The 11,591-nt window shown below is 68.8% G+C and carries 10 protein-coding genes; 7 read left to right on the top strand and 3 right to left on the bottom strand.

What is annotated here, in order from left to right; all coding sequences use genetic code 11:
* Positions 1-21: 21 nt before the first annotated feature.
* Positions 22-774: a hypothetical protein gene (locus OG266_RS41950; protein WP_371552118.1), complete on the top strand. Its 753-nt coding sequence runs from the start codon at positions 22-24 to the stop codon at positions 772-774.
* A gap of 56 nt (positions 775-830) precedes the next feature.
* Here the strand turns inward: OG266_RS41950 and OG266_RS41945 are convergent, their stop codons facing one another.
* On the bottom strand, positions 831-1,373 hold the full coding sequence (locus OG266_RS41945) for an FABP family protein (protein WP_371552117.1): 543 nt from the start codon (positions 1,371-1,373) through the stop codon (positions 831-833).
* Between the two features lie 84 nt (positions 1,374-1,457).
* The gene (locus tag OG266_RS41940; RefSeq protein WP_371552116.1) at positions 1,458-3,065 is read right to left on the bottom strand and encodes a serine/threonine-protein kinase; all 1,608 of its coding nucleotides are present in this window, start codon (positions 3,063-3,065) and stop codon (positions 1,458-1,460) included.
* A 252-nt stretch (positions 3,066-3,317) separates the two neighbouring features.
* Here OG266_RS41940 and OG266_RS41935 point away from each other — a divergent pair, with 252 nt between their 5' ends.
* Complete coding sequence (locus OG266_RS41935; RefSeq protein ID WP_371552115.1) at positions 3,318-4,679, top strand: aminomethyl transferase family protein; 1,362 nt, start codon at positions 3,318-3,320, stop codon at positions 4,677-4,679.
* 76 nt (positions 4,680-4,755) lie between these two features.
* On the opposite strand, the gene OG266_RS41930 is transcribed toward OG266_RS41935, so the two are convergent.
* Entirely contained in the window at positions 4,756-5,682 is a 927-nt protein-coding gene (locus OG266_RS41930; protein ID WP_371552114.1) for a LacI family DNA-binding transcriptional regulator, read from the bottom strand.
* Between the two features lie 255 nt (positions 5,683-5,937).
* Between OG266_RS41930 and OG266_RS41925 the strand changes: the two genes are divergently transcribed.
* From OG266_RS41925 to folD, 5 genes are all read left to right on the top strand, one after another.
* Positions 5,938-7,272 (top strand): aminomethyl transferase family protein, encoded by a 1,335-nt coding sequence (locus OG266_RS41925; protein ID WP_371552113.1) that lies wholly within the window; start codon positions 5,938-5,940, stop codon positions 7,270-7,272.
* A gap of 274 nt (positions 7,273-7,546) precedes the next feature.
* Positions 7,547-8,593, top strand: a complete 1,047-nt coding sequence (locus OG266_RS41920) for a chorismate-binding protein (protein WP_371552112.1) — start codon at positions 7,547-7,549, stop codon at positions 8,591-8,593.
* Between the two features lie 222 nt (positions 8,594-8,815).
* Positions 8,816-9,700, top strand: a complete 885-nt coding sequence (locus tag OG266_RS41915; RefSeq protein WP_371552111.1) for a methylenetetrahydrofolate reductase — start codon at positions 8,816-8,818, stop codon at positions 9,698-9,700.
* Between the two features lies 1 nt (position 9,701).
* Entirely contained in the window at positions 9,702-10,607 is a 906-nt protein-coding gene (gene purU, locus OG266_RS41910) for a formyltetrahydrofolate deformylase (RefSeq protein ID WP_371552110.1), read from the top strand.
* Between the two features lie 40 nt (positions 10,608-10,647).
* The gene (gene folD, locus OG266_RS41905) at positions 10,648-11,496 is read left to right on the top strand and encodes a bifunctional methylenetetrahydrofolate dehydrogenase/methenyltetrahydrofolate cyclohydrolase FolD (RefSeq protein WP_371552109.1); all 849 of its coding nucleotides are present in this window, start codon (positions 10,648-10,650) and stop codon (positions 11,494-11,496) included.
* Positions 11,497-11,591: the final 95 nt, after the last annotated feature.

The following is an 11,591-nucleotide window of genomic DNA, read 5'->3' as shown; positions in this document are numbered from 1 at the left end:
GTGCTCTCCGGAGGAGGCGTCTTGGTGGTTGCTCAAGGCCGGCTGGACGTCGTCGAGCTCAAGGTGACCGTGTCCCCGGAGCAGGCGCGTCGCGCGGGGATCTGGGATGCGGTCCTGGGGCGGGGCCTGGACCGGCGCATCTGGTTCTGCGAGCAGTCCGACGCCTGTCCCGCCCGGCTGCCGATGCTGGACTCCGGCGTCATCCTGCGCCTGCGTGAGACACGGGCGCGGCCCGACGACACCACCGTGCGGCTGCGCCCGTGCCGTCCCTCCCTGCTGACCGCTGACTGGGTCGCGCCGAGGGACACCGGAATCGACCGGCTGGACTTCACATCGGACTGGTCCGGCGAGGGACGGATGCTCTCCGTGTCCGTCAACGCCCGCCACCCGGCAGGTACGGTGGCACGCGCCTTGGCCCAAGGTCCTCCTCCGGAGGCCCTGTTCACCGACGCCCAGCGGAGCTTTCTCGCCGACTGCGCGAACGGTCCGGTGCCGCTCGGCCACCTGACAGTCCTGGGCCCGGTCGAGGCGCGCTGGTGGCCCTCCGTCATCTGGTCCCATATGCCGCTCGCCGTCGAGCGCTGGGTGGCGACTTCCGCGTCGGGGGCCCGCCTGGACGTCGTCGAGCTCTCCCGCCGTGTCGGACGTCAGGGCGCGGAGATAGCCCAACTCGCCCTGGAGAGCGGTCTGCGCCGACGCGGCGTCGACCCGGCGGACTGCGAGCCGGGGTCCAAGACCAGACGCGTCCTCGAACTACTCACGGCGACACCGTAGGGGATTCCCCCAAGTCCACACCCGCTCGCGCAAGGCCCGCTGATGGGTGGACCTTGTCAGCCCCTGCGCCGCAGTCGCGCCGACAGATGGTGCTGCAACGGCTGACCTACCGCCTCGAGGTCGTGGTCGAACGTGAGCGTGCCCTCGTCGGTCAGCGTGTAGCGGCGGCGCGTGGCGCCGACCTTCTTGGCGGTGGGGGCGACGGCCACCTCGTGGGTGGAGAGGTCGACCGTGTTGTCGGTCGCGCGCCCGACCATGATTTCCGCGATGCCGGTGGGCTGGGTGATCAATGCCTCCACCCGGCCGTCGGGCTGAAGTCGCCACCAGCCGCTCTCCCGAGCCGACGGACGCAGCGGCGCGCCATCGGCGTCCAGCAGCCAGGCCCGGGCCTCGTAGTGCAGGAAGGGGCGGCCGTCGTGACTGAAGGTGACCTCCTGCGCGTACGAGAAGTCCCCAGTCAGAGTCGGGTACCCGCCCTGGCCCCGGCCGTGCCAGAAACCCAGCAGGCCGAGCACGGGCTCCAGCAGTGCGTGCGGTGCGGGCGCCTCGTCCGGTCGGTGACTGTCGAGGTACGGGTACTCCGGTGCGGGGTCGAACACGCTGTGCGCTCCTGGGGTCGGTGCGGGGCCCTTGGGCTGGGGGCCGGGTGGCAGCCTAAGCTGCCGATCGGAAACTCAGGGTGTTCAACCTTCCGCGCCGAAGTGGCTGCCGGTGATTTCTCCGTCCTCCGTGCTCGCCGCGGCGACACACCGGAAGATCCTCAGACCGTCCGCCCACTGCTCGGCGCTCGGCGGAATTATGTCGGCCCGCCACTCCGCGGTCACCTCCCGGCCCTCGCCCGACCTGGACTCGAGCATGACGTCCTGCGAGCACAGCGACCGGACGTCGGGGTGCTTGATCAAGTCCCGGGCGTTGTTCGTCATTCCGTCTTCGGGCAGCGGGGCGATGGCGAAGGTCTCCCAGACGTGTTTCACCTGGCAGTCCTCGCGGCTGACGGTGATGGTCCCCGAGATGTCCGTGATGCCGCTCCAGCACTCGGGGGTCGTGACACACCGGCCGCCCAGTGCCTCGACCGCTGCGGCCGGGCAGTTCTGCGTGCTGGTCGACACCCCACCGAAACCCGCGTTCCCTGCGGTGCTCGCGCCCGTGGACGGAGTCGCGGTCGGGGAGGTCGCAGGGGGGCCCGAGGACCCGCCCTGGTAGTTGATCACAGTGACCGACACGCTCACCGAGACCGCCACCACCGCCAGCACGGCGATCAGCCGGGGGCGGTTTCTGTTCGGCTTCGGGCCGCCCGACCCCGTCACCGTGGCCGTCGGTCCCTCCCCGTCCGGTCGATCCGGCAGTCCGGGAGCCACCGTTGGGGGCACGGAGTCCTGCAGGGCGTAGTGCGACGGCACGGCGTCCCGGTCGGCGGGGACTGTGGCCGTCGCGGGGGGCGCCTGCGCGAACCCGCTCCGCTGGACGGTGCCCGTGTTCACGGCGGCCAGGGCGTCACGCAGCACGCCGGCGTCGGAGATCCGGTACGCCGGGTCCACCGCCAGGGCGTGTCTGAGGACCTCGTTGAGCCCAGGCGGCACTCCGGGCAGGTCGGGGTAGGGCCAGGTGTGACGCACGATCAGCTCGGCGAGACTGAGCTGACTGCCGTCCTCGGGGAAGTGCGGAGGGCGACCGAGGAGCAGGGCGTAGACCGTCGCGGCGAGTGAGTACACATCGCCGGCCTGGGCCGGTTCGGCCATGTGGAAGGCCTCGGGTGGCGCGTACGCCGGCGTCAACGCCTCCCGGGTGACCGAGAGTTCCCGGTCGGGCCGGGGCATGGCGGCCAGTCCGAAGTCGGTGAGGGCGACCCCGCCGTACCGGTTGATCATGATGTTGCCCGGTTTGATGTCGCGGTGGAGCACCCCGGCGGCATGGGCCGCGGCCACCGCGTCGGCTATGCCCACGCCGATGTCGCAGGCCTCCTTGACGGACAGCGGTCCGTAGCGGTGCAGCCGGTCGCCCAGCGAGCCGCCGGGACACAACTCCAGCACCATGTACGGGCGGTTGTCGCCGAGTACCCCCGCGTCGTACACGGGCACCACATGCGGGTGCCCGGACAACTGGCCGGCCGCGGTGACCTCCCGCATGAAGCGCTGCCGGTCCCGGGGCGAGGCCAGCATTCTGCTGTCGACCTTGAGCGCCACCTCGCGGCCCACGGCAAGTTGGGACGCCCGGTACACCGTGGCGAAACCGCCCTGACCCAGGACCTCCTGGATCTCGTAGCCGGACAGTTCCAGTCGTTCGAACCCCATCGTGCCGTCATCCCCCAGCGCGAAACCACCCGCGGCAGAGTGTCTGACCGGGGACGCGCCGACTCTAGCGGAGGCCTCCTGCACCGGTGTTCTTCATAGCTTGCACAGTGCGCCGCAACACCGGTCCCGCACGACTCTCGCCGCTGTGGGCACCATCTGCTAGCGTCTCGCTAAATCGTTCTAGTTGCGCCCCGTCGGTGAGCAACGGGATGACCCCAGAGAGTCGACAGCGCCGTCGAGTGGGAGTTGGGAATGAACAGGCTTGCGCAGCAGCGCAGTACATACGAAGCGGCCCTCCGGCTGAACGAGGCACCGTTCATCACGGAGAGGCCGGCCCTGTTCAGCCCGGCCGCCGCCGCCCAGGACGCGGCCAACACACGGGGCACCTTCGGCCGCTTCGCGCAGATCCTGCTCCCGGAGGAGTACACGGGGTGGGGCGAGGAGAGCACCGCCCACGTCGAGTCCTGCTACATCGGCGACTGGACCTCGCTCCACAAGGTGCGCCTCATCGGCCCGAAGGCTCTCGACTTCCTCGGCTGGCTGGGCATGCGGGATCTGTCGCGCTTCGAGACGGGGCAGATCAAGCACCACGTCCAGCTCGACGAGAACGGCTGGGTCGCCTCCGAGGGTGTCCTGTGCCGGGTCGGCGAACAGGAGTTCGTCTACACCGCCGGGAGCTGCGACTGGCTGCTGTGGCAACTCGGCCAGGGCGGCTGGGACGTGGCGGCGACCGACATCAGCCCCGATCAGTTCATCTTCGGCATCCAGGGCCCGGCGTCGCTGTTCACGCTCGAGAAGCTCACGGGAGAGAGCCTGCGCGACATCGACTTCGGCCGCAGCAGGATGTCGCAGGTCGGCGGGATCCCGGTGCGGGTGCTGCGTACCGGGATCTCCGGTGAACTCGGGTACGAACTGCACGGGTCGACCGAGCACGCCAACGAGATCTGGTCGGCGGTCGTGGCGACCGGGCAGGGGTTCGGCATCCGGCAACTCGGCTTCCGGGCACAGCCCGTGCAACACATCGAGGCCGGTATCGCGACGAACGGGCTCGACTATCTGCCGGCGTCGATCCTGACGCCGGGCGCACCGAGGCAGTTCCGGAGGGGGACGCCCGGCGGCAGCTTCGTCCCCGTCAACGGCGTGACCGACTACTTCCGCAAGCCGGGCGAACTCGGCTGGGGTTTCCGTCACGGCGTCCCCGACCGTGACTTCCTCGGCCGTGACGCGCTGGCCGCGGACGCCGCGAAGGGCGCTCCCGCGCGGGAGTTGGTCGGTCTGCTGTGGAACAGTCAGGACGTCGCGGGCGTCTTGACGTCACTCGTGGGCGACGGCGAAGTACCCGAGCAGATGGAGATCCCGCGCCGCCGCGGTCCGAGCTTCGACCAGGTCCTGATCTCCGGTCACCCGGTCGGGGTTTCCACCGGCCGGACACTGAGCCCGAACCTGCGCGCCACGATCTCCCTCTGCGTGATCGACCCCGCGTCCGCGACACCCGGCACGGAGGTCCTCGTACTCTGGGGCAGACCGGGAACACCACAGCGCGAGATCCGGGCGACGGTCACCGCGCTTCCCTTCAAGCCGGACAACCGCCGGACCGACGTCAACAAGCTGTGACGGGTCCCGCCTTCGCGTCAGCCGCGGGAAGAACGCGGCTGCTCACTGACGAACCGTCAGCGAGCAGCCGTACTCCTCAAGCCGAGTCCCGGGCGAGCACTCGCCCGGGCACCTGGGTGATGTCCCCGGCGTCGAGGCCGAGGGCCGCGCGCGCGGCGCGCCGTCCGTGGGCTTCGGCGTCGATGTGGACGGTGGTGAGCGCCGGTGTGACAAGGGCGCCATACTCCGTGTCGTCGTATCCGATGACGGCCCAGTCGTCAGGCGCCGTCAGCCCGAGGTCGTGCAACGCCGTCAGGGTGCGCAGGGCGACGTCGTCGTCGAAGGCAGCGACCGCCGTCACTTCGCTGTGCGCGACTCTGAACGCCTCAACGGCCTTGGTACCGGCCGCCCTTGGGCGCGGGACGACGAAGGGTGAGAGCGGAGGGAGTCCCAGCGTGCTCGCGGTCTCGTTGGCGAAGCGCAGCCGCAGGCCGGTCAGTGGGGATTCATCGTCCGGCAGTGCCATGGCGATGTTCGTATGGCCCCGGTCGGCGAGGTAGCGGATCTGCAGGGCCGCGTGCCCGGCGAAGCCGTTCTTCCAGTCCTCGGCGCTGGGCTCGTGACCGGCCAAGTAGGGCTCGGCGAACCACAGTACGGCCCGTGGCGTGATGCTATCGAGCACTTGCTGGGTGGCCTCAGGCGCGGAGTGTCCGTGCCGGACGAACAGAACGTGGCCGTGCGCGGCGAGTTCCTCGTCCAGACCCCGGACGTAGCTGCGCGAGTAGTTGCCCTCAAGACCCCAGTCCACGTTGAGCACAACGATCCGGGACGATCCCTCGCGCAGCGCCCTCGCGATCCCGTGCGGAACGTAGCCGAGTTCGCTCGCGGCCTGTCGTACGCGCTCACGCGTGGCCGGCGAAATCGTCTGGTTGGGGTCGTCGTTGAGTACGAAGCTCACGGTGGCCCGCGACACACCGCTCGCCGCGGCCACGTCGTTGAGCGTCACGCGCCCTGAACCAGCCATCACCACGCTCCGGATCAATGTGCCGCACCACTGCCGGGCCGGGGCCGACGCGCAACCCGATCCAGCCCCGTCGAGTTCCTGCAGAGAGATCATTGCACGACTCTCGCCAACGCCGTACCCCTCTGCTAGCGTCCAACTAGATCGATTTAGCTAACTGCGCCTGCCACTGAGGTAGATCGATTCAGCTGGTTCCTACGGCGCCAGTTGGACCGATCCACCGAGTCGCCCCAGGCAGGCGGTGATGAGAGGAGCCGCATGGCAGCCCCCAGTCTTCAGGACGGCATCGACAAGGCGGGATCGCCCGTCAAACTGCTGTGGAAGCCGAATGCCGCACCCTGGCTCCCGGAGGTCGTCGAGCGCGAGTACACCGGCTGGCGTCAGGAACAGGCCGCGTGGCACGAGAGCGTCGCGATCCTCAACCTCTCCCACCACATGTTCGACATGTTCATCGAGGGACCCGACGCCACTCGTCTGCTCGCGGACGTGGGCGCGAACAACTTCGAGAACTTCGCCGTCGGACAGGCCAAGCAGTACATCCCCGTCACGAAGGACGGGAACATCGTCACGGACGGAATCCTGTCCCGCGACGGCGAGAACAAGTACACCCTCAGCGGCGTACCCGCCGCGCAGCACTGGGTGCAGTACCACGGGGAGAAGGGCGGGTACGACGTCACCTACGCCACCGACCCGTCGTCGGCCTTCCGCAAGGGCGCCGACCCGAAGCTCTTCCGGTACCAGATCCAGGGGCCCCTGGCGAGCGATCTCGTCGAGCGCGCCTTCGGCGGACCGCTGCCTCCCACCAAGTTCTTCCACTCCTCCCCCGTGACGCTGGACGGCATGGACTTCCACGCCCTGCGCCACGGCATGGCCGGACAGGCCGGTTACGAGTTCATCGGCCCCTGGCAGCACGCCGAAGCGGTGAAGGAAGCTCTGCTGCGGGCCGGCGAACCGCTCGGCCTCGTCCAGGTGGGCGCGTTCGCGTACGCCACGCCGAGCGTGGAGAGCGGCTGGATCCCCTCACCGGTGCCCGGCATCTACACCGACCCGGACCTGCTCGACTACCGCAAGCACATCGCCCTGTATGGCGTGGAGGGGCAACGGCCCCTGGGCGGCAGCTTCTTCTCGGAGAACATCGAGGACTACTACTGCTCCCCGTACGAGCTCGGCTACGGAAAAATGATCTCGTTCAACCACGATTTCATCGGCCGTGACGCCCTCCAGAAGGCCAAGGACAACGTCTCGCGCAAAAAGGTCACGCTCATGTTCAACACCGACGACGTGCGCAAGGCCTTGGGGGACGACCCCGGATTCGTGCTCAGCTACTCGCGCAACCGGGTGGAGTCGGGCTCCGCACTCGTCGGCATGACGTGCCAGACCGCCAGTCTGGACCCGGTGGGCACGATTCTGTCGCTCACCCTGATCGACAAGGAGTACGCCGAGCCGGGCACCGAAGTGTCGGTCGTGTGGGGCGAGCACCCCGGACCCGGGACGGCCCCCGACGCGGACCTCGGCTTCCCGCGCATCCGCGCCATCGTCCAGCCCGCACCGTTCAACCAGCACGCGCGCACGCTGTACCGCCGTAACGCCTGAGTCCGGCTGCTTCGACCGGACTTGCCCAGCGGCCGTGGCGGCGGGGGAGTCAAGCGGTCGGAGGCCGCGCCCGGACGGCAACGGGCATCCGGATATGCGCCTGGCCGCCGCGCGCGGGCGGTCAGGCGGTTCGGGTTCGCCCGGGCGCCAGTGACGTACCCGCCAAGCAGGTCGAGTGTCTCCACGCGCAACCATTCACGTCCCACGCCACGACACAGTCGAGTCACCGCGGCGACGGACGCGAAGGCACCAACGGAACGCGGAGGAACACGACTTGAGTGGACTTGCTCCTCTCGCCCGCTTCGGTGGACTCGTCGCGACCGGTCTCCTCGATGTGACCTGCGACCCCTCCGCCCTGGACTCCACCGGCTTCTGGGCGGTCTCCGCCGACTTCGAGGGACGCCTCGTCTGCGCCCGCTTCCGCGACATACGCAAGGAACCCGTACCCGCACCGGTCCCCGGACAGTGGCAGGGACCCGCGACCGGCGACTGGACGTCATCACTCGACCACGCCGCGTACACCGCAGGCGTACGCCGCATCCGCGCGCACATAGCAGCCGGCGAGGTCTACCAGGCCAACCTCTGCCGCATCCTGTCCGCACCCCTCGCCCCCGACGCCGATGTCGACGCCCTCACCGCCCTCCTCGCCCGCGGCAACCCGGCACCGTACGCCGGAACGATCCGCCTGCCCGACCACGGCGTCGAAACAGCCACCGCCTCCCCCGAACTCTTCCTGCGCCGCGACGGCCGGACCGTCGAATCCGGCCCCATCAAGGGCACCGGACGCACTGAGGCCGACCTCCTGGACAAGGACTACGCCGAGAACGTCATGATCGTGGACCTGGTCCGCAACGACCTCGGCAAGGTCTGCGCCACCGGCACCGTCACCGTCCCCGACCTGTGCGCCGTCGAGAAACACCCCGGCCTCGTCCACCTCGTCTCCACCGTCCACGGCCAACTCCGCGAGGACGCCGGCTGGCCCGAACTCCTCGCCGCCGCCTTCCCGCCCGGCTCCGTCACCGGCGCCCCCAAAACCAGCGCCCTGCACATCATCAACACCCTGGAGACCGCACCCCGCGGCCCCTACTGCGGAGCCATCGGCTGGGTCGACGCCGACCACCACACCGCGGAACTCGCCGTCGGCATCCGCACCTTCTGGACCGACCGACAGGCAGGAATGCTGCGATTCGGCACCGGCGCCGGCATCACCTGGGGCTCCGACCCCGACGGAGAATGGCGCGAGACCGAACTCAAGGCCGCCAGACTGCTGGGCCTCGCTTCCGGCGCGAACCTGAACGCAATTACTCACGACGACCACTAGAACGATTTAGTCGGCACTGTTAAGCTTCTCGCTAGATCGATTTAGTCGCATTCTGTCGACTGTCGGATCAAGGCGCCCTACGGCCGCAACGCCTGAACGGAACACCCGAGAGTGAGCTACGGGCCGCGCCCCTCATGGGCCGGCGCGACGGGCCCATGCGCCCTCACCCGAGCCTCTCGGAGAACACACGCAGCACGGAGAACGATGTGAACAAGGAGCACCATGGATTCCGTCTCCACGGCCTCAGTGTCGGCCGTTGCCTCTCTGCTGGAGGACTTCTCCCTTGAGATGACGGGCAAGGACATCGCGAAGCTGGAAGAGGCCCGCGACACGATCCCGCCCGGCACCCGTATCAACGTGACGTTCCTCGGCAACGAGGATCTGGGCATGCGGCTGGACGCCGCGAGGGCGGTCAAGCGGCTCGGGTTCGTCCCCGTACCGCACATCTCGGCCCGCCGTCTGCCGTCACAGACAGCGCTGGAAGAGTTCCTGGCCGCACTCCAGGCGGACGGCACCGCCGACAACGTCTTCGTCGTCGGCGGCGATCCCGCCAAACCCCAAGGCCCGTACGACGATTCCCTCGCCGTGATCCGTGGCGGACTGCTCCAGAAGTACGGCGTCCAGCATGTTGGCGTCAGCGGCTACCCCGAGGGCCACCCCGCCATAACGGGCCCAGCGCTCTGGTCGGCCATCGAAGGCAAGGCCGCCGCCTTCAGGGAACAGCGGCTGCCCGGCAACGTCATCACGCAGTTCGGCTTCGACGTGGACCCCGTCCTCACCTGGGTCGAGTCCCTTCGCACCCGGGGCATCGACCTGCCCGTCCGGATCGGCGTGCCCGGACCCGCAGGAGTCAGACGCCTGATGACCTATGCCGCCCGTTTCGGCGTCGGGGCGAGCGCGGGGATCGCGAAGAAGTACGGGTTCTCGATCACCAACCTGATGGGCACAGCCGGCCCCGACCGGTTCCTCCGGGCCCTGGCCGAGAACTACGACCCCCGCCGGCACGGCGAACTCAAGCTGCACTTCTACACATTCGGCGGCCTGAAGACCACCTCCGAGTGGGTCGCCGATTTCCGCACCGCCGACTTCCGCAACAAGGAGAACTGACGTGACACTCACGCAGGAGACGTCGGCGCGCACCATCACGCGCAAGCCCGTTCCCCACCACGCTTCGCTGATCGTCAAGGGCAGGGACCGGACGGGCATCGTCGCCGCCGTCGGTGCGTTGCTCAGCCGCCACGGCGCGAACATCGTCTCCCTCGACCAGTACTCCGACAACCCGCAGGGCGGTGCCTTCTTCCAACGCACCGTTTTCAGCCTCGACAACCTGCAGGCGGTACTGCCCGCCATCGAGCACGACCTGCAGGAACGTCTTCCCGGAGATTTCGAGCTGGAGTTCACACTCCGGGACCTGTCGGTGCCCAAACGCGTCGCCATCTTCGCCTCGAAGTCCGACCACTGCCTGCTCGACCTGCTGTGGCGCCACCGGCGCGGCCAACTCCCCGTCAACGTCTCGATGGTGATCTCCAACCATCCCGACACGGCGGAAGAGGTACGGGGTTTCGGCATCCCCTTCTTCCATGTGCCGTCGATGGGCCCTGACAAGTCCGCCGCCGAGGCCGAGCACCTGCGACTGCTGCGGGGCAACGTCGACTTCATCGTCCTCGCCCGCTACATGCAGATCATCTCGGGAGACTTCATCGAGCAGGTCGGCGTGCCGATCATCAACATCCACCACTCGTTCCTGCCCGCCTTCATCGGAGCCGGGCCCTACGCCAAGGCGAAGGAACGCGGCGTCAAACTCATCGGCGCGACGGCCCATTACGTCACCGAGGACCTCGACGAGGGGCCGATCATCGAGCAGGACGTCGTCCGCGTCACCCATGCCGAGACCGCCGCCGACCTCCAGCGCCGCGGCGCCGACGTGGAACGGGCCGTGCTCTCGCGCGCGGTGGAGTGGCACAGCCAGGACCGGGTCATCCGCCACGGCAACCACACCATCGTCTTCGCCTGACCGGCATGCCGGAGCCCGAACAGAAGGTGACTGCACCGCAATGACAACAAAGATCGACGGCAAGAAGATCGCCCAGGAGATCCGGTCGAGAGTCGCCGAGGAGGTCGCTGTCGTCACCGACGGCGGCGTGCCGGGTCTGGCGACCGTCCTCGTCGGCGACGATCCCGCCAGTGCCGTGTACGTCGCCAACAAGCGACGCGCGATCCGGGAGGCGGGGATGCGGGACTTCCACAAGTCGTTGCCCCGGCACTCCACACAGGACGAGGTCGCCGCGGTGATCGACGAGCTGGCAGCCGACCCGGACGTCTCAGGCATCCTGCTTCAACTCCCCCTGCCCCAGGGGCTCGACGCCTCCTCGTTGATCAACCGCATTCCGGTGGGCAAGGACGTCGACGGTCTGACCACCTTGAGCGCCGGCCTGCTGGCCCGCGGCGAGTACGGTCTCCGCCCGTGCACCCCCAGCGGGGTGATCGAACTTCTCGACGCGGAAGGGGTCGCGATCAAGGGCGCTCACGCGGTCGTGGTCGGACGCTCCGAACTCGTCGGCCGCCCCATGGCCCAACTGCTTCTCCAGCGTGACGCCACGGTCGTCGTCGCCCACCGGCACACGACCGACCTCGCCGCCGTGACCCGCGCCGCCGACATCCTCGTCGTCGCCGCCGGCGTCCCCGGGCTCATCGGCCCCGAGCACGTCAAACCCGGGGCCACGATCATCGACGTCGGCATCCACAAGACCGACTCCGGACTCACCGGCGACGTACGCGCGAGCGAACTCCACGACATCGCCGCCCGCATCACCCCCGTACCGGGCGGAGTCGGCCCCATGACGATCGCCATGCTCATGGTCAACACCCTGCGCGCCTACGCATGGGCAAGGCGTTCCGCTTGAGCGACCGGCTCACGTTCGCGTTGCGCGACGCGGACGTGGGTGAAACACGCACACTCGGCCCCGGAACTATGTTGTCCCACCACATGTGCCGTTGA

It is taken from the genome of Streptomyces sp. NBC_00554 (assembly GCF_041431135.1).
GTDB lineage: Bacteria > Actinomycetota > Actinomycetes > Streptomycetales > Streptomycetaceae > Streptomyces.
Note: the sequence above shows the minus strand (reverse complement) of the source record. Positions and strands in the feature narration are given on the sequence as shown.

Coding starts and splice junctions, on each gene's coding strand:
- OG266_RS41940 (WP_371552116.1), bottom strand. CDS start 3,065: ATGGGGTTCGAACGACTGGAACTGTCCGGCTACGAGATCCAGGAGGTC.
- OG266_RS41935 (WP_371552115.1), top strand. CDS start 3,318: ATGAACAGGCTTGCGCAGCAGCGCAGTACATACGAAGCGGCCCTCCGG.
- OG266_RS41925 (WP_371552113.1), top strand. CDS start 5,938: ATGGCAGCCCCCAGTCTTCAGGACGGCATCGACAAGGCGGGATCGCCC.
- OG266_RS41915 (WP_371552111.1), top strand. CDS start 8,816: ATGGATTCCGTCTCCACGGCCTCAGTGTCGGCCGTTGCCTCTCTGCTG.
- folD (WP_371552109.1), top strand. CDS start 10,648: ATGACAACAAAGATCGACGGCAAGAAGATCGCCCAGGAGATCCGGTCG.
- OG266_RS41930 (WP_371552114.1), bottom strand. CDS start 5,682: ATGGCTGGTTCAGGGCGCGTGACGCTCAACGACGTGGCCGCGGCGAGC.